We start from the raw sequence: 26,098 nt of genomic DNA, 5'->3' as shown, positions 1-26,098 counted from the left end.
CGAACAGGAGGGCAACGTGTCACGGATCCGACGCCTCGGCCTCGTCGCCATCATGGCGGTTGCGCTGCTCGTCGGCGGCACGCCCGCATTCGCAACCGAGCCCCTCACCACAGAGGGACACGTCACCGATCCGGACTCTTTCCTGAGCGACGAGCAACGCGCAACGATCGAGTCTCCCGCGCAGGCGTTCTACACCACGTACAACACGATCATCGACGTCGTCGTGGTCCCCAATTTCTCCGACCAGAAACCGTCCGCTTGGTGTGAGGCTACCCTCAAGCAATCACGCACAAGCGAAAAAGGCATCCTCTACGTTGTCTCCTACGAGGATGGCACGGATGCGTTCTGCACGGACGCGAAAATGGCTCGGGAGATGTCGGATTACAGCACCAGGATAATGATGGACAGCGCGCTCAGTGCCGCCCATCGCAAGTACAAAACAACGCCATTGCCCCCCGAAGAGGCAGCGGCAGGTGCCGAGGCCTTCATTCGCGACCTACGCAGCTCATATGACTTCAGCGCGGATCTAGCTGCCAGCCACCGCAAGAGCCAGGAACAAGAGAAAAAGGCGAGGGAAGAAAGAGAGCAGGAAGAAAAGAAGAGGAAGCGCGGCGCTAACATCCTCATATCTGCGGTCATTGTGATCGCCATTGTCTCCAACGTATGGGTGTGGGGGCGGAAATTGAACGGAGACGACGAACCCACTACTGAGACCACGTATCGTACCCCGGAGGCCGAGGATCGCACCCCGATCGTGGACACCGTGCGGCGCGACGCCCTGAGGGCCGCTGCGGAGGCCAGGCGGCGCCTGTCGGAGGCCGAGGAGCAGGTGCGCGGCGCGGAAGAGGACTGGAACTACGCTCGCGCCCAGTTCGGTAGCGCTGCGACCGAACAGTACGGGCACCGCCTCGAGGCAGCAAAGGATGCGATTGCACGGGGCTTCGACACCTACGAACAGATAGAGCTCACCCCAGACGCTCACACCAAGCGACGCCTCGCCTCGACAATCACGGAGGATCTCGACAAGAACCTTCCGCCGCTCCAGGATGCTCGCCAGGAGTTCGCCGCACAGAGCGAGAAGCGGCTATCGCTTCCCGCGCAGGTCGCCGATGCCCGCGAGCGCCTCGTCGAGGAACTCGCTGACCTGGAGCGCGCGAAGGAAGAGCTGACGAGCATCGCGGGCCTCTACCCCGCATCCATGCTCGCTTCCCTCCAGGACAATCCGCAGCGCGCGGAACAACTGCTGGAGTCCGCTCGTGCGGCGTTGGAGACGGCCGGCGCGCATCTCGACACCGACGCCACCCGCGCAGCCTCCGCACTGGATACCGCCCAGCGCGCACTGTCCATGGCAAACGCGCAGACGGATGCCATTTTCTCCGCAAAGACCGACCTCGATACATTCCGCGAGAAGCTCGCCGCTTCCATCGGTTCCGTGTCTCAGTCCCTCTCGGATGCGAAGCGCCTCGATTCCGCCGCCGCTTCCTTCGGCCCCCTTCTGGACGAGGCAGAGGCCGCCATCTCCCAGGGCCAGCGTGCGCTGGTCAGCGACGAGGACCCCCTCGGTGCTCTCGAGAGCCTGCGCGATGTGGAGCTCCGGCTGGAGGCGCTGCTCGCTCCCCTGACGACTCAGGATGGCGCGCAGCGCAGGGCGCGAGAGACCGCCGAGCGCGACATCCGCAATGCCGATGCTGCCCTGACCCGGGCTCGCGAGCACTTGAACAGGCACGAAGGGTCGGCTCTATTCGACGTGAACAAGCTGATGCGCGAGGCCGAGCAAGCGATGACCGCGGCACGCGAAGCCCTCGACGAAGATCCCCTGCAGGCAAGCGCAGCGGCCTCGCGCGCCACGACGCTCGCTGAGCGAGCGATTGCAGCGCCAGGGCGACACTAGAGGAGGCGTTCGACGACCCATTGCTTACCCCCGTCCGTGTAGGCGCAACTGTCACCCGTACCTGATCGTCGTATACACTCATCACAGATCGACATAATGTGACAGACCCTACAAGATTATGTGGACATTATCATCCGCAATCATGTATTTTTATCTGTTCGCCACTCACCAAGGAGGATCGCGTGCCACGGATTCGACGCATGGGTATCGCAGCCGTTATGACGGCCGCGATGCTTGTCGTTGGCGCGCCAGCATTTGCGACCGAGCCGCTCACGCCGAGCGGATACGTCACCGATTCGGACGGCTTCCTCAGCGACGAGCAGCGCGCGAATATCGAGACCCGCGCAGAATCCCTCGACTCCAAGTATTCCGTTCCTGTCTACATCGCCATCGTCCCCAACTTTTCCGACCAGGAACCGGCGAAGTGGTGCCAGTCCACCCTCGCCAATATCGAGCACAACGACAAGGTCATCCTCTACGTTGTCGGATATGAGGACGGAACGGACGTCTACTGCGTTGGCAACGAGATGGCTCGGTTGATACGCGGCAATGTGTTGACCGAAGGTTACATTAAGAGTGCACTATCGGCAGCCCGTCGGGCATACAAGTCGACCCCGCTCACCCCCGAGGAAGCAGCTGCGGGCCCAACAGCCTTCATCAGCGACCTTAGCAACTCCTACTACACGGCCGAGGAAATTGCCTCCCGCCGCGAGGCATATAACCAGGATCTGACAAAGGAAACCAAGTACGACAAAATCAAGACCGTTCTCGCATTCCTCGGCGTGGGTTTCCTCTTTGTGATCGGCATTTTCTTCGAACTGTGGACCAAGCAGCGAGAAGAAGAAAAACAAGCCGTAGAAATTGAAACGGCCGCATGGCGCATATCGCGCCGCAGGGATGAGCGCGAGGACAAGGCCGCGCAGCGAGATGCCGACAGGGCGGTCCAGCAGGCGAGTGATCGCCTGTCCCAAGCCGATCAGGAAGTACGCGACGCCGAAAAGGAATGGGACTACGCCCGCGCACAGTTCGGTATCGCGGCAACCGAACAGTTCCGTAACCGCATCAAGGCGGCGAAGGAGGCGCTCTCTCGCGGGGACGCCCTTCTGAAGCAGTGCCACGCGACGTACAACCCAGCGACTAAGAAGAGCTTAGCGTCACAGATGGTCAGCGATCTCGACACGCACCTCGGCCTTCTGCGCGATGCTCAGGCTCCCTTCAGCACGAAGCGTTCCGAGCGCACCGCTCTGCCCACTCGCCTGACTGAAGCCCAGGAGCGCCTGACCGAAGAGCTGGCTGACGTCGAGCGCTCCAGGGAGGAGCTGGCGACCATTGCCAGCATTTACCCCGGCACGGTACTGGCTGCACTCGAGGACAATCCCAACAAGGCCGCGTCGCTGCTCACCTCTGCGCGCAGCGCCATTGAGTCCGCCCAGGCAATCATTGACACGGACGCCGAACTCGCAGCTTCCGCAGTCGATACTGCCGAACGAGCACTCCTCATGGCCTACCACGAAACGAACGCGATCTTCACGGCAAAACTCGATCTGGATAACATCGAGGATCGGCTTGGCGCTGCCATCGCGTCCCTCTCTTCGGACATTGAGGAGGCTGACAACCTCCAGACCGACCAGACCCTGCTCGCTCTCCTCATCACCGATGCTCGCGGGGCGATCGCACGGGCACAGGAGGCCCTTATTCACAACGACAATCCGCTCGACGCGCTCGAGCACGCGCGCGCCACGGAAGCCAAGCTGAACGCCACGCTTGATCCGCTGCGCACCGCCGGGCGCCAATCGGGAGGGACGCGCACACCGTGACGACGACGCCCTCCCCGACACGTACCGGTCCACCATCCGGTTCGGACTCACAGTAGTTCACCCACCAAGACCAGCGAGGCTCTCTCCTCGCGCACAACCCGCGCACATGCGCACCACCCCACAAAGGAGAACATCATGGCCGAAAAGCAGACGATCCTGGGCCGCATCGCTCAGCTCGCCAAGGCGAACATCAACGCGCTCCTCGACAAGGCCGAGGACCCGCAGAAGATGATCGACCAGCTCATCCGCGACTACACCAACTCGATCATCGAGGCCGAGAACGCGATCGCTCAGACGCTGGGCAACCTGCGCATGGCGGAGCGTGACTACGAGGAAGACGTCAAGGCAGCTGCTGACTGGGGCCAGAAGGCGGCCGCTGCTTCCGCGAAGGCTGACTCGCTGCGCGCCGCCGGAGACGAGGCAGGAGCCGATAAGTGGGATAACCTGGCTAAGGTCGCTCTCGGTAAGCAGATCCAGTTCGAGAACGAGGTCAAGACCGAGGAACCCGCTCTCGCTTCTCAGCGTGATGTTGCCGAGCGCCTCAAGACCGGTCTCGCTCAGATGAAGGATAAGCTCTCCGAGCTCAAGACCCGCCGCGACCAGCTGATCGCCCGCGAGAAGACCGCGCGGGCGCAGGCACAGGTGACCGACGCCCTCAACTCCATCAACATCCTGGATCCCACGAGCGAACTCGGTCGTTTCGAGGATCGCGTGCGCCAGCAGGAGGCTCTCGCCCAGGGCAAGATGGAACTGGCCTCATCGTCGCTGGATGCCCAGTTCGCTGAGCTGCAGACCGACTCCTCGCAGGTGGAGATCGAGGCTCGCCTGGCCGCCCTCAAGGGTAAGAACACGCAGGCGTGAGCCACGCGGCCTCGTCGCTCATCCAGGCATAGATTAGCCGGGCGGCCCCTCGCGGGGCCGCCCGGCTCGTTTGGTATCTCTGCGCTGCGCGTCGCGCGCCTCTCAGGCTTACAGGAAGGCCATCGGGTCGAAGTCGTCGATGTCGATGATGTGGAGCCTGGGCAGGCGCACCTGGAAGGCGTGCACGTCGTATTCGAGGTCGATGATCTCCAGGCCTCGCTCCTCCAGCTCGTGGAGCTGGGAGGAGAGGAACTCCTTGAAGCACATGACCGCGACGCGGCGACCCTGGTCGAGGAGGGTCTCGATCTGGGGCAGGAAGTCAGCGTCGTGGCTGGCCAGGATGACGTCGCCCGTGCCGAGCTGCGCGATCGCGTCCATGGTGCGCTGGAGGCCAACGTCGACGACCTTCATCTCGGCGGGACCCGACAGGGGAATCACCGAGTAGTCCATGGCCGTGAGCGCCTGGACGAAGCCCATCGGCAGAAAGCCGGACGAACCGTTCAGGAAGAATAGGCCCTTGGCCTTCTGGCCCCAGCGGCCGTGCGCGCTCTCGAGGACACGGTCCCAGCGGGGGCGCTCCTCGGGATTCGGGCGACGATCGAGGACAGAAAGGCCCAGCGTCGCATCAATATTCTCGCCATCTACGACGAGGTATGTCGTTTGATCATTAGGGTTTTCCATGGAATTAGAGTAACCGACGATTGCCTGGCCCTGATCGGCCTTGGGTCCTAGACATTTCCCCTCATAGGCACAAGGCCCATCATTCACCCGTCACTCCGTCGATAAAGAAGGGCGATTCGATGGTGTGGCGGGCGAAGCGCTGCGCGTCGCCTCCGCTGCCGAGGGCCGACGGCCCATCAAGGACGAGAGTGGCGAGGCCGTGAATGTATGCCCACAGGGTCACTTCCGCGTGTGGATCGTCGGTCCCATAAGCGATGCGCGCCAACGAACGCAGCTGGGAGCGTGCCGCCATGCTGGCTTGCGCTAGTCCCGGATGCGCGGCCGCATCGTACATATCCGATCGAAACATGATCCGGAAGACCCCGGGGTTCGCCAGCGCGCACGTGAGGTAGGCGTGTCCGGCGGCTCGCGTCACGTCCTGCGGCGACGCGCCTTCGCTGCGTTCCCTGGCCTCGCACAGCGTCCGTTCGAGTGAGCGGTATCCCTCCTCGACAAGCGCCACGAGGATCCCTTCGCGCCCCTGGAAGTAGTGGTAGGGAGCTTGGTGCGTACAGCCCGCACGACGAGCCACTTCACGCATGGACAGGGAGGAGGGCCCGCCCTCGTTGAGGAGATCGCGACTGATCGCGAGGATCGCCTCGCGCAGTCCTTCGGATGTCGTAGAGCACGTCATGGACTCAGTGTAACCGAGACAGCAGCCAAACTTGACAGTGTCTAGCGCACATGTTGTTATAAGTAGACACTGTCTAGTTTTGGGAGTTTCCATGTATGACGCGATCATTATCGGCTCGGGCATCGGTGCACTCACGACGGCCGGCCTCCTTGCCGGAGTCGCGGGAGCGCGCGTGCTCGTCCTCGAAAAGCACCACACCCCCGGCGGCCTCACCCACTCGTTCCGCCGGATGGGCGCTTCCTGGGATGTCGGGCTGCACTACGTCGGCGACATGCACCCGGGATCCCGCCCACGCCAGCTGTTTGACTACCTCACCGGCGGCGCGCTCACCTGGAACCGAATGCCGACGGGCTATGACCGCTTCGTCCTCCCCGACCACGGCCTCGACGTCACAATCCCATCCAGTATCGAGGAGTACCAACGCCTCCTGATCTCCCTGTTTCCACGCGAGAAGAGAGCCATTCGACGCTACTGCCGGGACGTGACGCGCGCCTATTCGTGGATGTCGCTGCGCTACATGGCCGAGATGGTCCCGCCACAGGCGTCCCCCGCCATTCACCTCGCGCTGCGCCTGCGGGCAGGATGTGCCCTGGAACGGACGGAGCACTACATGGAGCGCCGCTTCCACGACCCGGCCCTGCGCGCCCTCCTCACCACGCATTGGGGCGACTACGGGGTCGAGCCCGCTCGCAGCGCGTTCGTTGCCCACGCGATGATCGTGTGCCACTACATGGATGGCGCATGGTTCCCACGCGGCGGAAGCGGGCAGATCGCGCGCATGATCGAGGAGCGGATCCGCGCATCCGGAGGCGAGATCCGCCTGTGCCAGGACGTCGACGACATCCTCGTCGAGGACGGGCGAGCAGTGGGTGTGCGCGTCACCGATCGCAGCGGTGCAGAGCCTGCCTCCTACGAGGAGCGTGCTCCCATCGTTATTTCCGGCGTCGGCGCGCGCGAAACCTACACCCAGCTACTGCGGGCGACCGGTCCGGTCGGCGCGCTCACTGCGCGTGCCCGAGAGAGGATCGCCCACCTCGGGCACGGAGGCTCGGCGGTAACCGTCTACCTCACGCTCGACCACTACCCCGCCGGTGTGGACGGCTCGAACGTCTGGGTCAATAAGGGCCGGGGACCCGACGACCTGGAGCAGATGACCGAGGACCTGTGCCAGGGACGCCCTCAATCAGCCTTCATCTCGTTCCCGGGAATCAAAGCCGGAGACCGCCACGCGACGGCGGAAATCGTCTCCTTCGCCCGGCCGGACGCTTTCGACCGATGGTCAGGAACGAGGCCGGGGATGCGCGGGGCGGACTACGAAGGCCTAACGTCGGCGATGGCACGCGGACTCATCGACCTCGCGGACACGGCCATACCCGGATTCAAGGACAGTGTGCGCTTCGTCGAGGTTGGCACCCCGCTCACGATCGAACACTTCACATCACACGAGGGCGGATGCTTCTACGGTCTACCCCTCACGCCCGAGCGTTTCACCGCGGACCTGACCTCCCCCTCGACCCCCGTCGACGGCCTCTACCTGACCGGACAGGACGCCGGAATGCCCGGCATCGTGGGCGCCGCTCTGGCAGGCATGTCCACGGCCTGCAAGGTGCTCGGGCCCGCGGGATATCCCCGCATCATGCGCGCACTGCGCGATCAGGTCCCCACCCAGGATCACGCGAGCTCCTCCCACGACACGACGACTGAACGCACCGCCGGGGCGGCACGCCATCGGGCGACCGTCCAACACGCTCGTTGGATGAGCCCCACCACCCGCGACATCACGCTCGCACTCCCCGAGTGCGCGACGTGGGAGGCGGGCCAGTACGCTCTCGTTCGGGTCGCTCCATTCGAATGGCGACCGTACTCCCTCGCATCAGCCCCCGGGCGCACCGTCAGGCTCCTCGTTGACGTGCGCACGAAGGGCATGGGTGCCTCCTGGGCTCGCACCATCGCACCCGGCGACGACGTCGACCTCGAGCTGCCCTACGGCCACTGGCTCGTCACGCCAGACCGGAGCACGACCGACGCCGAGGCACCCCATCGGCGCATCTTCATCGCGACAGGGACGGGCATCGCCCCATTCCTCGCAGCGTTCGAGGCCGACAGACGCGACGACGACATGCTCATCGTCGGATGCTCACGGACGGAAGACGACCTGACAGGCCGAGCGGGCACACCGCTGCCACGACTCGTCCGATGCGTCAGCCGCGAGGCGGTGCCCGGCACGTTTCACGGGCGTATCACCGACTACCTGAACGCCGAGGGCATCGACCCCCAGGCCACGTACTACGTGTGCGGCTCCGCCCGCATAGTCCGCGACATTTCGCGCATCATCCAGGCCGGGGGCGCGCGCGTCTCCTACGAGACGTTCTAACGCACCTCTCCCCACACGCGGCGAGGCCGGGACCACTCAACGCAGCCCCGGCCTCGTCACTGTCTATGGAATGACTGTCACAACACGTCGTCGTCGACCCAGTCGAGCGTACGCGTCACAGCCTTCTTCCACAGGCGGTAGGTGCGGTCGCGCTCGGCCGGCTCCATGGAGGGCGTCCAGCGCTTGCCCTCCTGCCAGTTGGCCACGACATCGTCGGTGCCCGACCAGTAGCCAACCGCCATACCGGCCGCGTAGGCGGCACCCAGAGCGGTCGTCTCGATGACCTTCGGGCGAACGACGTCCACGCCGCACAGGTCGGCCTGGAACTGCATGACCAGGTCGTCGTGCGTCATGCCACCGTCAACCTTGAGTTCCTTGAGCGGCACGCCGGCGTCGGCGTTCATCGCGTCGAGGACCTCGGCGCTCTGGAACGCGGTCGACTCCTCGACGGCGCGGGCGATGTGGCCCTTGTTGACGTAACGGGTCAGGCCCACGATCGCGCCGCGAGCGTCCGAACGCCAGTAGGGGGCGAACAGGCCGGAGAAGGCGGGGACGAAGTAGACGCCGCCGTTGTCCTCGACCGTGCTGGCCAGCTCGCCGATGTCCGAAGACTTGACGATCATGCCGAGGTTATCGCGCAGCCACTGGACCAGCGAGCCGGCGACGGCGATCGAGCCTTCGAGGGCGTACACGGCCGGCTGCTCGCCGATCTTGTAGGCCACCGTGGTGAGCAGACCGTTGTTGGAGAAGACGGGCTCGGTGCCAGTGTTCATGAGCATGAAGCAGCCGGTGCCGTAGGTGTTCTTCGCCATGCCCTTCTCGAAGCAGGCCTGGCCGAAGGTGGCCGCCTGCTGGTCGCCGAGAATGCCCGCGATCGGGGTATCGACCAGGAGGCCGTTCTTACGACCGTAGCCGTAGACCTCGGAGGAGGACTTAATCTCGGGGAGCATCGACATCGGAATACCGAAAATCTCGCAGACGTCCTCGCGCCAGGACAGCGTGCGGATGTCCATGAGCATGGTGCGCGAGGCGTTGGTGACGTCGGTGCAGTGAACGCCGCCGTTGACGCCGCCCGTCAGGTTCCACAGGACCCAGGAGTCCGTGTTGCCGAAGTACAGGTCGCCGGCCTCGGCGCGCTCGCGAGCACCCTCGACGTTGTCGAGGATCCACTTGATCTTGGAGCCCGAGAAGTACGGGGACAGGCCCAGGCCGCAGATCTGACGGAAACGATCCGGCCCCTCGTCACCCTCGAGTTCCTTGACGATGTCGGAGGTACGCATGTCCTGCCAGACGATCGCGTTGTACACGGGCTCGCCGGTGTTCTTATCCCACACGACGGTGGTCTCGCGCTGGTTAGTAATGCCCACGGCCGCCAGCTGGTGACGGTTGATCTCCGCCTTCTGCAGAGCCTCCGCGACGACGGTACGAGTGGTATCCCAGATCTCGATGGGGTTGTGCTCGACCCAGCCCGGGTTCGGGAAGATCTGGGTGAATTCCTTCTGGCCGACGGAAACGATCTCGCCGGAGTGGTTGAAGATAATCGCGCGGGTCGAAGTGGTGCCCTGATCGATGGCGAGAACGAACTTTTCGGTGGTCATGAGTGTCCTTTCGGTGGCGTTGTCACATCGTTGTGTATGCCGCGCCTAGCCACCTGCGCGGCTGTTGGGACTTCCTAGTCCCAGAAAATGTCACCCCGGCGGTGGGGTTCCACGCGGGCGAGGCCACGCCGGCCTCGCCCGCGCACTCACTCTCAGGCGAGAGCGAGGAAGTAGATGACGGTGCCGACGATGGCACCGATGATCGGGCCGACGACGGGAACCCAGGAGTAACCCCAGTCGGAGCCGCCCTTGCCCTTGATCGGCAGGATCGCGTGAGCGATACGCGGGCCGAGGTCACGGGCCGGGTTGATGGCGTAACCGGTGGGGCCACCGAGCGAGTTACCGATGACGACGATGATGAGGGCGACGCCGAGCGGGCCGATCGCAGTTTCGGTGTAGCCGGAGACGTAGACCCACAGGATCAGGACGGCGGTGCCGATGGCCTCAGTGAGGCAGTTCCAACCGTAGGAGCGGATCTCGGGGCCGGTGGAGAAGACGCCCAGCTTGAGGGCGGGGTCGCAATCCTCGTCGAAGTGCTTCTTGAAGGTCAGCCAGCACAGGACCGCACCGACGAAGGCGCCGAGGAACTGGGCAACGATGTAGACGAGAATGTTGGTGGTGTTGACCGCAACGCCGGGGGCGAGCTCAACGGAGGAGTCGAAGGCGTGTCCGACAGCCTTGGCAATAGTGACGGCGGGGTTCAGGTGGCCGCCAGAGCGGAAGGCAACATAGACGCCGGCGAAGACCGCCAGGCCCCATCCCCAGTTGATGAGCAGCCAGCCGCCGCCCTTGCCCTTGGACTTGGGCAGGAGGTTCGTGGCGACGACGCCGCCACCGAGGAGCAGGAGGACGGCAGTGCCGAGGAACTCAGACCAGAAAAGCTGGCCCGTGGTCGGGGCAGCCATATCGGCGGCTGCCGGGAGCAATGTTGTGAGCATGTTTCCCTATCTTTCTCCGGCGCGTCTTCGCACCGGGTCACCGGTGTTGTACCACCGCTAACTGTGTACCGTCGAACGGTATCCGCTCGGATATGATTCGCGGGTCACGTCACAGTATGGCACTTGATGCACGTTGGCCCAAACCGAGTGCACATCCGTGCAGGCCTACAGGTGTGACCCTGGTCATCTGCCACACATCGTTCCAGATTGGCCGACACTCTATCTGATCTCGAAAGTCACACACCTGCACGCCTGTGCATGGCACACTAGAAAACGTGACAATACGTGACGAACAGGCTCACGAGGCCGCCTCGATGTACTACCTCCAGGGGCAGACGATGGAAACAATCGCCCGCCACCTGCAGATATCGCGCTCCTCGGTCTCGCGACTCCTCGCCCACGCGCGAGAGGTCGGCCTCGTACGCATTTCCGTGTCCGCATCCCCCGGCCTGAAAGGCACCCTCGCCGGTCAGATCGCCGACCTGTTCGGAGTCCAGGTCTCGGTCGTCCCCGTTCACGACGTGCACACCGAGGTCAACCGCCTGCACAACGTTGCACTGGTCGCCGCCGAACACCTCGTCGACATGCTCTTCCCCGGCGTCACCCTCGGCATCGCCTGGGGAAACACGACCGCGGAGGTCACGCGCGCAATGCCCCACGTGTCCTTCCCGGGCTCGACCGTCGTCCAGCTCAACGGCGCGGCGACCGCCACCGAGTCGGGCATGCCCTACGCCGAGGCCATCATCGCCCGAGCCGCCAAGGCCATCGGCGGGCGCATCGTCAACTTCCCCGTCCCCGCCTTCTTCGACTACGCGGACACCAAGGAGGCCCTCTGGCGCGAGCGCTCCGTCCAGTCGGTCCTCAACACGATCGACAGCGCCGACGTCGCCCTGTTCGGCGTGGGATCGATGTCCGCACGCCTACCCTCCCACGTCTACTCGGGCGGATTCCTCGACCCCAACGAGATCGCCGCAGCGCAAAACGACGGCGTCGTCGGCGACGTGTGCACCGTCCTCATCCGCGAGGACGGCTCCACGAACATGCACCTCAACGACCGCGCGTCCGGCCCGTGCCCATCCACGCTCAAGAAGATCCCGCGCCGCCTGTGCGTCGTCTCCGGCACCTCCAAGGCACTCCCGCTGCTGGGAGCCCTGCGCGCGGGGGTCGCCACCGACCTCGTCCTCGACGACGGTGCCGCGCACGAGCTCCTCGACCTCGTCCACACGCGCATGTCGTCCCGGCGTTCCTTCGTCTAGGCCCGCGACCGCGCGAACGCACGAAGTGGCCCCGGCCTCGTCCCTCCTACAGGGAACGAGGCCGGGGCCCTCTCGCGTCTAACGTCAGCCCAGGCGCTTGACCAGCGGGAACGGGATCGTCTCGCGGATGCCCTGGCCGGTCAGCACCATCAGCAGGCGGTCGATGCCCATGCCCATGCCGCCGCACGGCGGGAAGCCCTGCTCCATGGCGACGAGGAAGTCCTCGTCCATGACCATGGCCTCGGGGTCGCCGTTGGCGGCCGCAAGCGCCTGCACCTCGAAGCGCTCGCGCTGGACGACCGGGTCGGCAAGCTCGGAGTAGGCGGTGCCCGTCTCGAAGCCGCGCACGTACAGGTCCCACTTTTCGGTCAGGCCGGGGCGCGAGCGGTGGTAGCGGGTCAGCGGGGAGGTGTCCTCCGGGAAGTCATAGACGAAGGTCGGCGCCCACAGCTTGGAGGCGACGAGCTCCTCGAAGATGTCCTCGACGATCTTGCCAGAGACCGCGTAGTCGTCGACCTCCAGGCCGATGCGCTCGGCGTACTTGACGAGGGTCTCGCGCGGCGTCTCCACCGTGATCTCCTCGCCCAGGGCCTCGGAGGTGGAGCCGTACAGGTCGATGCGGTCCCACTCGCCCGACAGGTCGTACTCAGTGCCGTCGGCCAGGCGGACGATCTCCTCGCCCTCGGACAGGTCGAAGGCGTCGCGCGCGGCCTGCTGGATGAGGTCGCGGGTCAGCTCAGCCATGCCGTTGTAGTCCGAGTAGGCCTCGTAGGCCTCCAGGGACGTGAACTCGGGGCTGTGCGAGGAGTCCATGCCCTCGTTGCGGAAGTTGCGGTTCATCTCGAAGACGCGGTCGACGCCGCCGACGACCGCGCGCTTGAGGTAGATCTCCGTCGCGATGCGCAGATAGAGATCGGTGTCGAGCGCGTTCATGTGCGTGACGAAGGGACGCGCGGCAGCACCGCCGTGGATCATCTGCAGCATCGGCGTCTCGAGCTCGATGTAGTCGCGGCGGAAGAAGTTCTCGCGGATCGAGCGGTTGACGGCCGCGCGAATGCGGATCATGTCGCGCGCGGCGGGGCGCGTGATCAGGTCAAGCTCGCGGCGGCGGATGCGCTGGTCCTCGGACAGGGTGATCTCTTCGCCGTCCTCGGTGGTCCAGGTCTTGGGCAGGGGGCGGATCGCCTTGGAGGCGATGGCCCACGAGGCATCGGGGGCGGGCAGCGCGGTGGGAGCGGCGTCGTAGGCGGCCTGTGCCTCGGGCGTGACCTCGGCGGGGGTCGCGAAGATCGACAGCTCGCCGCGGCGCGAGGAGATGACGCGGCCGTGGACGAAGAGGTGATCGCCCAGGTCAACGTCATTCTTGTAGGCGGCCAGGGACTCGGCGCCGACGGAGGCGGCGGAGAGCATGACCTGAATCTTGTTGCCCTCACCGTCCATGAGGGTCGCGAAGCACAGCTTGCCGCCGTTGCGCGCGAGGATGACGCGGCCCGCCAGGCCCACGTAATCCTCGGTTTCTTCGCCGGCCTCGAGGTGCGCGTACTTCTCGCGCACGGCCTTGATGGTGGTCGTGATCGGCAGGCGCACGGGGTAGGCGGGGATGCCGGCCTCCATGAGGCGCGCGCGCTTGGCCGCGCGAACCTTGACCTGCTCGGGGGTGTCGTCTGCGGGTGCTTGCGTGGGCGTAGAAGAATCGGTCATGCGCCTATCGTACCGGGATTTGTCCCCGCAACGAGGCAGGGGCCCGGTTGGGCTCCTCACGCAGGCGGGCAAGCGTCGGGGGTGAGCCCCTGCGAAGGGGACAGCTTTCCGGACTGTCGCAGCCAGTACGTTGTCGCAAGTCAGATGCTACTGGCACACGTTGTGGCCGCACTCCAGCGCACGTTGTGGCCGCCGTTCAGCGCACGTTTGGGCCACCACCTGCGGGCACCAACACTCATCCGGATAGGTAACGAACATCCGGATAGGTAACGAACATCCGGATAGGTAACGAACATCCGGATAGGTAACGAACATCCGGATAGGTTAATAACCTATCCGGATGCGTCTAACCTATCCGCGTGCGCACAACCTATCCGGATACGCACGGTTTCGGAGAACGTCCGCTCAAGCGAATGGGTGCTAGCGTTGCATTCCGTTTAGACGCCGGAGCTCTTCAAGCCCAGTTCGCGGGCCCGCTGCGAGTCCTCGGGAACCGTGCCCGCATGGTCGCCGGCGCTGACGATCCTGTTGGAGCCGTCGACGAAGACGACGGACGGCTTCACCCGGCGCACGAGCGATTCGGGCACCTGGGCGTAGGCCATGATGATGACCAGATCGCCGACGGTCACCTTGTGGGCGGCCGCGCCGTTGAGCTGGATCGTGCCGCTGCCTCGCTCCCCCGCGATCGTGTAGGTCGAGAGGCGCTCGCCGTTGTTGACGTCGACGATGTCGACCTTCTGCCCGGGAACGATGTTCGCGGCGTCCAGTAGGTCCTCGTCCACCGTGATCGACCCGACGTAATGCAGGTCGGCACCGGTGACGACGGCGCGGTGGATCTTGCCGATCGCCATCTCGCGGGTTATTTCCATCATGCGAGGTCCCCCGCACGCTCGGCGAGGCCGGCGGGTGTGGAGGCACCACGCAGCGGCACCTCCATGTTGTCGATGAGGCGGGTCGTGCCCACCTTGGCGGCGATGAGGAGGCGTCCCTCGCGCGAGCCGTCGGAGAGAATCGTGGGAGCAGCAGCCCCCTCGCCGACGGGCACAGACTCGGTGCCCGCAAGGATTTCGAAGGTCCCCGCGTCCACGAGCGCGATGTAATCCAGGTCAATACCACCCTCAGCCTCGATGACCGAGCGGCACTCGGACACGATGTCCGCGCCCTGCGCCCCGGCCTCGGCGACCTCGGCACCGCGACGAAGCGCGCGATTCAGTGCACGGGCGCGGATGCGTTCCTCATCGCTCAGGTACTGGTTGCGGCTGGACAGGGCGACCCCATCCTCCGCGCGCACGATCGGCACGGGGTGGACGCGCACGGGGATGTCCAGCTGGGAGAAAACGGTGCGCAGGACGGCCAGCTGCTGGGCGTCCTTCTGCCCGTAGAGCGCCACGTCGGGGCGCACGAGGTTGACGACCTTCGTGCACACCAGGGCGACGCCCGCGAAGTGCGTGGGGCGCGTCTTGCCCTCGAGGACACGCGCGATCGGGCCCGGATCAATCGACACGGTCGCGGGCGTGGGGTAGACGTCCTGCGGCGCGGGTGCCCACACGAGGTCCGCGCCCACCGTCTCGAGCGCGTCCATGTCCGCGTCCAGGGTGCGCGGGTAGGCGTCGTAATCCTCACCGGGCGCGAACTGCGTGGGGTTGACGAAGATCGTGACGATCACGTGATCGGCCAGTTCGCGGGCTTCGCGCACGAGCTGCAGGTGCCCGGAGTGGAGGGCACCCATGGTCATCACAAGAGCCTTCGTGCCGTGCAGGTGCGACAGGGCGTCAGCCAGCTCGGCACGCGTGTGGGTGAGGACAGGACGATGAGTCATAGTTCTATTCTTGCAACTTCGGCCCGCCGGTGCGCAATCGAGTCGCTTTCCTCACGCCTTCTATTTCCTCGACGAGGCCGGGGTTGAGAGCGCGCTCGCAGGTGCGCGTGAGGGGAACGAGGTCGGGAGACGTCAGGCACCCGGATCGAGCAGGGCAGCCTCGACGCTGGTGGCAGCCCGTTCGTCGAGGAGACGCGCGTCGCGCAGCAGGCGGGTCAGGGCACGGGTCATGTCCGCGTAGGTGTCCCGCTCCCCCGCGAGGCCCTCCCGGGCACCCAGGCAGCGCGCGTGCGCCGCGATCGTTCCCGCATCCCCGCGGGCGGCGGGCCCGGAGATGCCCGCAACCCCCTCGGTGAGCGCGCGGTCGAGGGCCGCCTCCAGGAGGGGGCGCACGTAGAGCGCGGGGTTCTCGATGCCCGCCTGCGCGAGAATCCGCGTCGTCTGCACGGCGATGCCGGCGATGAAGTTGGCGCCGTGGGCGAGGCCGGCGTGGTAGAGGGGGCGGTCCTCCTCGGCGACGACGACGGGTTCGCCGCCCATTTCGACGACGAGGGCCTGGGCGATCGGCAGGAAGGGGGCCGCCGCCGTCACCGCGAAGGGCGTGCCGACCAGGCGCGCCACGTCGACGCTGGTCCCCGTGAACGTCATCGCCGGGTGGATCGCCAGCGGGATCGCACCAGCGGCCGCAGCGGGACTCAGCAGCCCGACGCCCGACGCGCCGGACAGGTGAATGACGATGTGCCCGCTCTGCCAGGCACCCAGGTCAGCCAGGCCACTCACGAGGGGACCGATCTGGTCGTCGGGAACGGCCACGATGACCACCTCGGAACGACGGACGACCTCCTCGGGCGTCGCAATCGGAACGCCGGGGAGCATCGCATCCGCGCGCTCGCGGGAGGCCTGCGAGGACGCCGAGACGGCGACGATCTGATGCCCGACCGCGCGCAGGGCCGAGCCAATGACGGGCCCGACGTGGCCCATGCCGATGATGCCGATTCCGAGGCGTCCGGGGGTGCTCATGGCTCCATTGTCGCCGATCGCCGCTCTACTTGTCGTCCTCCGCGCGCGGCGAGGTCGCCTCGACGATCGCGGTGACGCGGGAGAGCCAGCGCTCGCTGCCCTCGGCCTGACGGCGAATCTTCGAGGCCTGCGACAGCTGCGCCCACAGCTCCAGGCAGCGGCCCGCCTCGACGTGCTCGGCCATGGATGCGACGGGGCCGGGAACCAGCTCGGCGCGCACGGAAGCCACGCCGCGCCAACGCTGAACGGGTCCCTGGTGCAGGGACACCGACTGGATGCGTGTCAGCGGGATGATCGAGAAGCGCAGGTTGAAAAACCCGTCGCGGATCGCGAACACGGTGTCGGTCAAGCCGTAGGCGCGGCGGCCGTACTCGAGCGGATCCAGGATCTTCGCGCCCCGCGGGATCGGAGTCATCCAGCGGTCTTCGCGCGTACCGGAACGGAGGGACTCGAGGAAGCCGTCCGGATCGTCGACCCCCAGATCCGGGATCGCCATCGCGATCGCCTGGATCGCCTCCACGCGAGTGCCGACGGGAAGCAGCACGTCCGAGGCCACATCGACCTGCATGCCCTTATTCTTCTCATCCTGCGTGTGAGCCGCGTTGCCGGCCTGCGTGATCTCCACGCGATACCGCCCGAACAGGCGCCAGATGAGCGGCTGGGTCACCTCGACGGCATGAATGCGCCCCGGCGGGATCGTCACGTGGCGGCGAGCCGTCAGGCCGCGGTCGATGCGCACACCATCCGCAGCGATCGCCGCCGTGAAGCCGAACTCCCGATCGAAACGCGCCCACACGCCCGCCAAAAGGCTGAACGCGCCCGCCAGGATGCCCAGGAAGCTCATGATCGACGTGACACCGACGATGCCAACGAGGAATCCGTTCAAACCGATCAGGAAGACGCCGAAGAACAGGGCGATCGCGTTGTCGATGGTCGCCAGCATGGAGGACAGGAGCGTGACGAAGCCGACCTTGAAAACGGGGCGCTCCGGGGCCTCGAGCGGGGTCTTCGCCGTCGCCACACGGGCCGAGGCGCCGGTGACGTCGGCGGGATCCACGACCTCGTCGATCGCGCCCGAGGCGAGCGCGAGGAGGAGCGCACGCAGCTCCTCCAACTGAGCGGCAGGTAGCAGACCCAGCTTGATATTCGAGTCGGCTCCTCCGGCGACCTCGATATCCAGGTATCCGAGGCCGAGGATGCGCCCCACGAGCGAATACGACACGTTGATCGTCTGAATCCGCGTCAGCCGCGCGTGACGCTGCGTGCGCGTGAGAATACCGGCGCGGTACCAGATCGCCGTATTGCTCACCGCGTAGCGGGTCTTCCTCCACGACAGGTAACAGTACGCGCCCGCGAGCGCGAGAACGATGCCCGCCGCAATCAGAAGGCCTAGGAAAATGCCCGTGGTTGCGAGCCATGGCGGCGTCTCACCGCTCAGCATGCGCCCAATCGCGGACGCATTACTGAAGGAGACCAGACCGACAACACCCGCGATGCTGCCCGCAACCCGAGGAACGTAGGTGAGGGGATGAAGCGGCTTCCAGTCCTCGGGGGCGATGCCGCCCACGGAGAGATCCGTGCTCATAGGCCCATCAGCTCCGCCGAGCCGCGCTCCGCCAGGACGTCACGCAGGCGGGCCGCGTCCGCGACGGGCACGCCGCTGAGCGTTGCGTCGGTCTTCGCGCTCGCGGTCGAGAGCTTGATCGTCGAGATGCCGAGCAAGCGCAGCACGGGACCCTGATAGATGTCGACGTACTGGATGCGGCCGTAGGGCACGAGGGTCATCGAGCGCTTGAGAACGCCGCGGCGGATCACGAAGTCCGTCTCCGCCAAGGCGTAGCGCAGGGCTCGCACCTGGGCGGGCACGAGCCAGAGGCACACCAGTGCGATGGCGGCGGGCACGGCCATAAGCCACCACAGCGCCGGGATGTCGACGATGAGGACGAGGCCGGAGATCGCACCGCACAGGGCACCGCAGGCCGCGAGGGCGTTACCGAGGCGCAGGGTCGCGAGTTTGGCGGACACGTGCTGGAATTCGACGCCCTCGGGCGAGAGGACGTCCACTGAGCTGCGGGATGACATGCTTCAATTCTTGCATATCTTTTCCACGCCCTTTTCTTGTCCTTTGTTCCCGCATGGCCGCCCGAAGTGGCGAAGCAAACAGAAGCAGCACCCACGCTCCCACCTACCTCACAGGAAACATTCAGACACATAGGCGACACTGGTCGCATGAGCACCCCGGGAACTGAAGCAAAACTCCTCGTCGTCGACGACGAACCCAACATCCGCGACCTCCTCGCCTCCTCGCTGCGTTTTGCCGGCTTCGACGTCGTCACCGCCGAGGACGGCAGCGGCGCATTCCACGAAGCCCAGGCCTCGCGCCCCGACCTCATCGTCCTCGACGTCATGCTGCCCGACATGGACGGCTTCACCGTCACCCGGCGCCTGCGCGACGCCGGAATCACCACCCCCGTCCTCTTCCTCACCGCGCGCGACGACATGCGCGACAAGATTCAGGGTCTGACCGTCGGCGGCGATGACTACGTCACCAAGCCCTTCGGCCTCGAAGAGGTCGTCGCCCGCATCCGCGCCATCCTGCGCCGCACCATGGGCTCCGAAGAAGACGACGCACTCCTGCGCGTCGGAGACCTCGTCATCGACGAGGACGCCCACGAAGTCACGCGCGCCGGCGTCCCCATCGACCTGTCCCCCACCGAGTTCAAGCTCCTGCGCTACCTCGTCATCAACGCCGGACGCGTCGTCTCCAAGATGCAGATCCTTGACCACGTGTGGGAATACGACTGGGACGGCGAAGTCGCCATCGTCGAGTCCTACATCTCCTACCTGCGACGCAAGCTCGCCGTCGAAGGAGCCTCCGGCGAACTGATCCACACCAAGCGCGGCGTCGGCTACATCCTGCGCGCTGAGGACTGACGTGCGCCCCGGCCTCGCCCAACGCATCGAAGCCTGGTGGGATTCCAAACCCCTCTCCTCCCAGCTCGTCACGCTCATCACCTCCCTACTCGCCGTCGGCCTCTCACTATCCGGAACGGTCATGATCGGCCTGTTGCAGCGTCACCTCACCTCCCAAATCGACGACCAGCTCATCGCAACCGCCCACACGCTGCAGATCACCGCCTCGACAGCCACCTTCTCCGCCGACGGCCAAGGCGGCATCCCCACCCTCTACTACATCCACATCCGCAACACCGACGGAACCGACCGCTACTTCTACTCCGACGACACCCTCAAAGTATCGGGTAAACCCAACCTTCCCGACCTCGTCGACATCTACTCGGCCCCCGTCTCCTCGTTCAGCACCCTGCCCGTCACCGTCTCCTCGTCGAAAGTTGGCCTCGGGTGGCGCGCCCTCGTCGTGCCCGTATACGACCAGGACTCCGGGCAGTTCTCCGGATACATGACCATCGCCCTGCCCCTATCCGACCTGCAGCACACGCTGCGCACGACGGCCTCCTACTTCGCGGTCGCCGGCTCAATCATCGTCGCGATCGGAGCATGGACGGGGCGCGTCCTCGTGCGACGCGCCCTCCTCCCCCTGCGTTCCATCGAATCCACCGCCGGCAAAATCGCCGCCGGAGACCTCACGAAGCGCGTCACCCCCCACCCCGTCACCACCGAAGTCGGCTCCCTCGCCCTCTCGCTCAACACCATGCTCACCCAGGTCGAGCAATCCTTCGAAGCCCGCCAAGCCTCGGAACAAAAAATCAAACGCTTCGTCTCCGACGCCTCTCACGAGCTACGCACCCCGCTGGCCGCCATCTCCGGATACTGCGAGCTCTACGCCATGGGCGGCGTCCCCGCCGAACGCACCGACGAAGTCATGGGCCGCATCGCCTCCGAATCATCACGCATGGCCACCCTCGTCGAAGACCTCCTCACCCTCGCTCGCCTCGACGAGGGACGCCCCCTCGACATCACCGACATCGACCTCGTCAAACTCGCCGACAACGCGGTCTTCGACCTCCAAGCACTCGACCCCACGCGCACGGTCGGGCTTACCGGCATCAGCGGACGCACACCTCCCATGACGCTCATCGTCCCCGGCGACCGCGACCGGCTCTCACAGGTCTTCACCAACCTCATCGGCAACATCGTGCGCTACACGCCCGAAGGCTCCCCCGTCGAAATCGCCCTCGGACGCAGCGGCGACACCGCCATCGTCGAACTGCGCGACCACGGGCCCGGCATCGACGAAACCGACCGCGGACGCGTCTTCGAACGCTTCTACCGTGCCGACAGCTCACGCAACCGCAAATCCGGCGGATCCGGCCTCGGCCTCGCCATCGTCTCGGGCATCCTCGCAGCCCACAGGGGAAACGCGTCGCTCACCAAGACGAAAGGCGGCGGACTCACCGTCCGCATCGAACTCCCCACAACGTGAACGACATAACGACCGGAACTCGCACCGGCGAGTTTTCCGCTCAATTTCCGCGTTTTCCAGCACGACAGTTCATGCGAAACGATCGGGATTTCCCCTGATTTTTTACCAACGAACGTGACCTGCGCTCAAAAGCGCACTAGCATGGCTCGGGTATTCCTCAACAAGGAGAGTGGCCCATGGGTGCTCAAGCACCTCAGTGGCTGCTGACGTCTTTCGTTGACGCCATGCAGCAAATCGGCGCAACCGCGAGCCAGTCGGACCTCGAACACGAGGGCATCGACCTCGCACAGCGCTGGAGCGCGCCGGAACGCCAGATGCACAATCTGCGTCGGCTCATGAACACGCTCACCCACATCGATGAGATCGCATCCTCCGCGCATGATCCCGACATCCTGCGCGTCGCCGCGTGGTACCACGGAGCCTTCCTCAACAAGGCCCTCGAGATCAAACTCGGGGGTTTCCAGGCGAACTTCGCGTCCACCCGGTGCATCGATCACGCGCACAACCGCCTCACCAACCTCGGCGTGCCCGAGGAGGTCGTCGCCCGCGTCGACGAGCTCATCGCCTTCCTGACGCGCCACCGCGCGCCGCGCACCGACTTCGACGCGCAGGTGCTCGTCGACGCCGACCTGGCCTGCCTGTCGTGCAGCCCCCAGGACTACAAGAAGCTGCGGTGCTCACTGCGCGCCGAACTCAGTGAGCTCGACGACCTGCAATTCGTCAAAGCACGCATGGCGCTCGTCAAGAAGCTCCTCAGCTACGAGACGATCTACCAATCCCCTCTCGGCTCCACCTGGGAAGACACCGCCCGCGCGAACCTCGAGGTCGAACTGACCCGGCTCGAACGCGAGAAAGCACAATTGTGCCAGGCCGCCCAGACCGAGGACACGGACGACAGCGACGACGCGGATTACACCGACGAGGTCGTGGAGGACTCCACGACAACGACCGGCACCCTGATCATCAAGCGGCGCTCAATCAAGAAGCGCGTGCCCGTCGCCACCCCGGACGACGAAGCCACATCAACCGGTGTTCTGCCGCGCAAGATCGAGGAAAACACGGATTCCGACGAGGACGTGGAGACCACCTCCTCCCTCGAATCCGCCGTCGAATCCCTGGACCTTCCCACGTCCGACTGACGAGGCCGCGGTACGCGGCTTGGTCTTGCCGGGCCAACTGAGGCTTCGACCAATGGAGCCGTCCTCCCCACTCGGGGGGCGGCTCCACCACTTTGCTCTGCACATTCAGGCTGCTCGGTGCGCCCGTGGGCGGCGGGCCAGCATGATGTCACGTGTTGCGCTTGGCTCCACGGGTTTTCCAGGCGCCGGAGGCCCCGGCCGCCCGCGAGACTTGGCATCCTCACTTCGTTCGGCGCCGCGTCTCGAAGCCCGCCCTAGCCCTCCGGCCCCTCCGGCGCCCTCCAAACCTGTGGAGGCTGCCCGCTGTGCGTGCCGTAGGGCCCACCTCGCCAGGCCTGCCCGCTGTATGTGCCGGTGCGCGTCGGCCCGCCCGCGAGATCGCCACACGCGAGCTGCGCTCGGAGTGGTCGATCTCGAGGCCCGCCCTGGCCCTGCCGCCATCCACCGGCACCGCGACCAGGCCCCCTCACCCAGCCATCACGCACGTCATTGCCGAGCCCACACCCAATTCCGCATGCAATTCCCCCACGACTATTTCAAACCTTGAATTCACAGCGTTGGAATTGCAACGTTTCCAGACTTTGTTGAAACTTCACCCAATCAAATTGCATGCGACTTTTCGGAGGGCAGGCCCCGCCACCGCCCACGGGCACCGCAGCCAAGCCCTCAGCCACTTTGCCGTCAGCGGCACAGGCATACCTCGGGGTTATCCACAGGCACTTTTCGGCGCGGGCGGTTATCCACAGGGCTTCGTTTCTGCCTGGATCACGCGTCGTCACGCGCGTAGCGTCTTTGTCGACGGACCCACCCGGGGTCCCACAAAGGAGTGACATCATGACCGCATACGCCGTCGACGCCGAACAGATTTCCGCCGCAGCCGCCCAGGCTTGCGCAACCGCATCCACCATCCGTAGCGAAGTCGATACGATGATGGCCCAACTCTTAGCGCTGCAGGACTCATGGACCGGCGGCGCTCAGGTGAACTTCCAAGCATCCATCACGCAGTGGCAAGCCGTCCAAGCGCAGACACACGACGCCCTCGACGGCATCTCCACGCAACTACAGGCGGCCGCCGCAACCTACTCCGATGCAGAGGCCCACTCCGCCGCCCTCTTCGCCGGAGCCTAAGCCGCCCGCTCGGGGCAACAATTCCGGCCAAGGCTCCTACGCCTCGTGCCAATGCCTCGGGCTGGTAGACAGACGCCTGGGGGCGGGACCCTCACAGGCCCCGCCCCCAGGCGGATCAGCTTAACGCCGAACGGCTCAGTACATGCCGCCCATGCCAGCAGCTGCATCGTCGCCACCGGCGGCCGGGGGCTCCGGCTTGTCGGCAACAACGGCCTCGGTCGTCAGGAACATGCCCGCGATCGACGCAGCGTTCTGCAGCGCGGAACGGGTGACCTTGACCGGGTCGGAGATGCCAGCGGCCATGAGGTCGGTGTATTCGCCGGTCGCGGCGTTCAGGCCGTGGCCGGGCTCCATGTTGGCAACGCGATCAGCGACCACGCCGCCCTCGACGCCCGCGTTCTCAGCGATCTGCTTGAGCGGAGCGGAGACGGACAGGCGCACGATGTTCACGCCGGTCGCCTCGTCGCCGGTGAGAGCGTCGAGCTTGGGCAGCGCCACGGCGGCGGCCTGAATCAGGGCGACGCCGCCGCCGGCGACCAGGCCCTCTTCGGAAGCCGCGCGAGCGTTACGAACGGCGTCCTCGATGCGGTGCTTGCGCTCCTTGAGCTCGACCTCGGTGGCCGCGCCGGACTTGATGACGGCGACGCCGCCAGCCAGCTTGGCGAGGCGCTCCTGCAGCTTCTCGCGGTCGTAGTCGGAGTCGGTGTTCTCGATCTCCTGGCGGATCTGGCGCACGCGGGCATCCAGCATGTCCTTGTCGCCAGCGCCCTCGACGATGGTGGTCTCATCCTTGGAAACGACGATCTTGCGGGCGCGGCCCAGCAGCTCAAGGTCAGCATTCTCGAGGGAGAGGCCGACGGTCTCGGAGATGACCTGGCCGCCCGTCAGGATGGCCATGTCCTGCAGCATCGCCTTGCGGCGCTCGCCGAAGCCGGGGGCCTTGACGGCCACGGACTTGAAGGTGCCGCGGATCTTGTTGACGACCAGCGTGGCGAGGGCTTCACCCTCGACGTCCTCGGCGATGATCGCGAGGGGCTTGCCGGTCTGCATGACCTTCTCCAGGACGGGGACGATGTCCTTGACGTTGGAGATCTTGGAGTCCATGAGCAGGACGTAGGCGTCCTCGAGGACGGCTTCCTGACGCTCCTGGTCGGTCACGAAGTAGGCCGACAGGTAGCCCTTGTCGAAGCGCATACCCTCGGTGGTCTCCAGGGTGGTGTCGAAGGAGTTGGTCTCCTCGACGGTGACGACGCCCTCGGCGCCGACCTTCTCGAAGGCCTCGGCAATGAGCTTGCCGATGGCGGGATCGTTGGCGGAGATGGAGGCCGTGGCAGCGATCTGCTCGGTGGTCTCGACGGGCTTGGCGTCAGCGTGCAGCTGGGCGACGATGGCCTCGACGGCCTGGTCGATGCCGCGCTTGAGGGCAATCGGGTTGGAGCCGGCGGCAACGTTACGCAGGCCCTCGTGGACCAGCGCCTGTGCCAGAACGGTCGCGGTGGTCGTGCCGTCACCCGCGACGTCGTCGGTCTTCTTGGCAACTTCCTTCACCAGCTCGGCGCCGATGCGCTCGAACGGATCGTCCAGGTCGATTTCCTTGGCGACAGAAACGCCATCCTTGGTGATCGTGGGGGCGCCCCACTTCTTGTCGAGCACGACGTTGCGACCCTTGGGGCCGAGCGTCACCTTGACGGTGTCGGCCAGCAGGTTGAGGCCGTTCTCCATGCCGCGACGGGCATCCTCATCAAACTTGATGATCTTGCTCATTGAAAATATGTCCTTCCGCGATGCGGATCGGGTCCGATGCCCGCGACGGACGGTCGCTTGTGTGAGGCGACCTCATCGAACCGGTGGTCTTATCACTCTCCATGTCGGAGTGCTAACTATGATTTTGGCACTCTACACCTCAGAGTGCAAGGCGAGGTCACGGACCTTGAGCCGGATGCGCTCAGGGCGTAACGCGCGACAATGAGGCCGAGGGTAAGCATGCATAACACTCCCCATCAGGGCGCGATCGAGGCATCAGACTGAGGCGACACTTGGCCCTCTCTACGTCCGTTCACGAGGTCTCACACAGACCGCGCGCAGGACGATATGGACGAAGCGACGACACGCCATCGAGCCCCATCCCCATCGAATACGAGGAAGTTCGTCGAAGCCGATGCGCGGAGCACGGATCTGCTACCCAAGAGTTCCACGTCTCATGCGCGAGGACCATCGACGAATTTCCCCCAGGTGCGTGACGAACCGGAATTCATCCTGCACGATCTCGCTGGACCATACCCGGCATATAACTCTCCCAGCCGCCCGGCTCGACGGCCCACCCGGTACAAAACTCTCCCAGCCGCCCGGCTCGGCGGCCCACCCGGTACAAAACTCTCCCAGCAAGCCCCAAAACGCCGATTTCGGCCCACTTTTCGCATGCAGGGAGAACTTTGTACCGCTTCCGCCACCAACACGACAAGCAGGGAGAAAAAAGTCACGCACCAACACCCCACCGCACCCACCAACGCGCCCCTCCCCAAATTTCGCATGCAATTCGATTGAATGAACTTTCAACAAAGCCCAGAAACGTTGCAATTCCAACGATACGAATTCAAAGTTTGAAATACCCAAAAGGGAATTGCATGCGAAATTACCGTGCCGACGGGGCAGGCCGCGGGGCCAGGCCGCGGGGCCGACGAGCAGTGACAGGGGCAAGCCAGGCAAAACTCACACATAATTTCCCACGGTCACTTTTGGAGACCGCCCACAAACGTCGCAATTGCAACGACGTCAATTCACGGTTTGAAGTAGTCCCAGG

20 protein-coding genes are annotated in these 26,098 nt (G+C 65.3%); 9 read left to right on the top strand and 11 right to left on the bottom strand.

What is annotated here, in order from left to right; all coding sequences use genetic code 11:
• The first annotated feature begins 16 nt into the window (after window positions 1–16).
• From O3656_RS04880 to O3656_RS04870, 3 genes are all read left to right on the top strand, one after another.
• On the top strand, window positions 17–1,891 hold the full coding sequence (locus O3656_RS04880; protein WP_500062882.1) for a TPM domain-containing protein: 1,875 nt from the start codon (window positions 17–19) through the stop codon (window positions 1,889–1,891).
• A 182-nt stretch (window positions 1,892–2,073) separates the two neighbouring features.
• The gene (locus O3656_RS04875; protein WP_500062881.1) at window positions 2,074–3,708 is read left to right on the top strand and encodes a TPM domain-containing protein; all 1,635 of its coding nucleotides are present in this window, start codon (window positions 2,074–2,076) and stop codon (window positions 3,706–3,708) included.
• Between the two features lie 135 nt (window positions 3,709–3,843).
• Window positions 3,844–4,569, top strand: coding sequence for a PspA/IM30 family protein (locus tag O3656_RS04870; protein ID WP_500062880.1), 726 nt, complete (start codon window positions 3,844–3,846; stop codon window positions 4,567–4,569).
• Window positions 4,570–4,677: 108 nt separating this feature from the next.
• Here O3656_RS04870 and O3656_RS04865 read toward each other — a convergent pair whose 3' ends face one another.
• Both O3656_RS04865 and O3656_RS04860 read right to left on the bottom strand, forming a co-directional pair.
• Window positions 4,678–5,250, bottom strand: coding sequence for an NYN domain-containing protein (locus O3656_RS04865; RefSeq protein WP_500062879.1), 573 nt, complete (start codon window positions 5,248–5,250; stop codon window positions 4,678–4,680).
• Between the two features lie 79 nt (window positions 5,251–5,329).
• Window positions 5,330–5,923, bottom strand: a complete 594-nt coding sequence (locus O3656_RS04860) for a TetR/AcrR family transcriptional regulator (RefSeq protein WP_500062878.1) — start codon at window positions 5,921–5,923, stop codon at window positions 5,330–5,332.
• 91 nt (window positions 5,924–6,014) lie between these two features.
• Between O3656_RS04860 and O3656_RS04855 the strand changes: the two genes are divergently transcribed.
• Window positions 6,015–8,297: an FAD-dependent oxidoreductase gene (locus O3656_RS04855; RefSeq protein WP_500062877.1), complete on the top strand. Its 2,283-nt coding sequence runs from the start codon at window positions 6,015–6,017 to the stop codon at window positions 8,295–8,297.
• A 77-nt stretch (window positions 8,298–8,374) separates the two neighbouring features.
• Here O3656_RS04855 and glpK read toward each other — a convergent pair whose 3' ends face one another.
• The gene (glpK, locus tag O3656_RS04850) at window positions 8,375–9,895 is read right to left on the bottom strand and encodes a glycerol kinase GlpK (RefSeq protein WP_500062876.1); all 1,521 of its coding nucleotides are present in this window, start codon (window positions 9,893–9,895) and stop codon (window positions 8,375–8,377) included.
• A 152-nt stretch (window positions 9,896–10,047) separates the two neighbouring features.
• A complete protein-coding gene (locus O3656_RS04845; protein WP_500062875.1) occupies window positions 10,048–10,833 on the bottom strand; it encodes an MIP/aquaporin family protein in 786 nt (261 codons plus the stop codon).
• Window positions 10,834–11,147: 314 nt separating this feature from the next.
• On the opposite strand from O3656_RS04845, the gene O3656_RS04840 reads away from it, so the two are divergent.
• Complete coding sequence (locus tag O3656_RS04840; RefSeq protein ID WP_500062915.1) at window positions 11,148–12,089, top strand: sugar-binding transcriptional regulator; 942 nt, start codon at window positions 11,148–11,150, stop codon at window positions 12,087–12,089.
• 84 nt (window positions 12,090–12,173) lie between these two features.
• On the opposite strand, the gene O3656_RS04835 is transcribed toward O3656_RS04840, so the two are convergent.
• The 6 genes from O3656_RS04835 to O3656_RS04810 form a co-directional block, all read right to left on the bottom strand.
• Window positions 12,174–13,790: a lysine--tRNA ligase gene (locus tag O3656_RS04835; RefSeq protein ID WP_500062874.1), complete on the bottom strand. Its 1,617-nt coding sequence runs from the start codon at window positions 13,788–13,790 to the stop codon at window positions 12,174–12,176.
• Between the two features lie 437 nt (window positions 13,791–14,227).
• A complete protein-coding gene (gene panD / locus O3656_RS04830; protein WP_016460396.1) occupies window positions 14,228–14,662 on the bottom strand; it encodes an aspartate 1-decarboxylase in 435 nt (144 codons plus the stop codon).
• Window positions 14,659–15,609, bottom strand: a complete 951-nt coding sequence (gene panC / locus O3656_RS04825) for a pantoate--beta-alanine ligase (protein ID WP_500062873.1) — start codon at window positions 15,607–15,609, stop codon at window positions 14,659–14,661. The genes panD and panC overlap by 4 nt, the downstream gene beginning before the upstream one ends.
• Before the next feature lie 132 nt (window positions 15,610–15,741).
• The gene (locus O3656_RS04820; protein ID WP_500062872.1) at window positions 15,742–16,629 is read right to left on the bottom strand and encodes a Rossmann-like and DUF2520 domain-containing protein; all 888 of its coding nucleotides are present in this window, start codon (window positions 16,627–16,629) and stop codon (window positions 15,742–15,744) included.
• A 25-nt stretch (window positions 16,630–16,654) separates the two neighbouring features.
• The gene (locus O3656_RS04815) at window positions 16,655–18,214 is read right to left on the bottom strand and encodes a PH domain-containing protein (RefSeq protein ID WP_500062871.1); all 1,560 of its coding nucleotides are present in this window, start codon (window positions 18,212–18,214) and stop codon (window positions 16,655–16,657) included.
• A complete protein-coding gene (locus tag O3656_RS04810) occupies window positions 18,211–18,711 on the bottom strand; it encodes a PH domain-containing protein (RefSeq protein ID WP_500062870.1) in 501 nt (166 codons plus the stop codon). The genes O3656_RS04815 and O3656_RS04810 overlap by 4 nt, the downstream gene beginning before the upstream one ends.
• A gap of 147 nt (window positions 18,712–18,858) precedes the next feature.
• Between O3656_RS04810 and O3656_RS04805 the strand changes: the two genes are divergently transcribed.
• The 4 genes from O3656_RS04805 (at window position 18,859) to O3656_RS04790 (ending at window position 23,298) form a co-directional block, all read left to right on the top strand.
• The gene (locus O3656_RS04805) at window positions 18,859–19,563 is read left to right on the top strand and encodes a response regulator transcription factor (RefSeq protein WP_500062869.1); all 705 of its coding nucleotides are present in this window, start codon (window positions 18,859–18,861) and stop codon (window positions 19,561–19,563) included.
• A 1-nt stretch (window position 19,564) separates the two neighbouring features.
• Entirely contained in the window at window positions 19,565–21,031 is a 1,467-nt protein-coding gene (locus O3656_RS04800) for a sensor histidine kinase (RefSeq protein ID WP_500062868.1), read from the top strand.
• A gap of 176 nt (window positions 21,032–21,207) precedes the next feature.
• Window positions 21,208–22,170 (top strand): HD domain-containing protein, encoded by a 963-nt coding sequence (locus O3656_RS04795; RefSeq protein WP_500062867.1) that lies wholly within the window; start codon window positions 21,208–21,210, stop codon window positions 22,168–22,170.
• An 834-nt stretch (window positions 22,171–23,004) separates the two neighbouring features.
• Complete coding sequence (locus O3656_RS04790) at window positions 23,005–23,298, top strand: WXG100 family type VII secretion target (RefSeq protein ID WP_016460404.1); 294 nt, start codon at window positions 23,005–23,007, stop codon at window positions 23,296–23,298.
• A gap of 135 nt (window positions 23,299–23,433) precedes the next feature.
• Here the strand turns inward: O3656_RS04790 and groL are convergent, their stop codons facing one another.
• Window positions 23,434–25,062, bottom strand: a complete 1,629-nt coding sequence (gene groL / locus O3656_RS04785) for a chaperonin GroEL (protein ID WP_500062866.1) — start codon at window positions 25,060–25,062, stop codon at window positions 23,434–23,436.
• Between the last annotated feature and the right edge of the window lie 1,036 nt (window positions 25,063–26,098).

This window comes from Pauljensenia sp. 27098_8_83, from assembly GCF_041432695.1.
Taxonomy (GTDB): domain Bacteria; phylum Actinomycetota; class Actinomycetes; order Actinomycetales; family Actinomycetaceae; genus Pauljensenia.
This window is presented reverse-complemented; position numbering and strand designations above follow the sequence as displayed.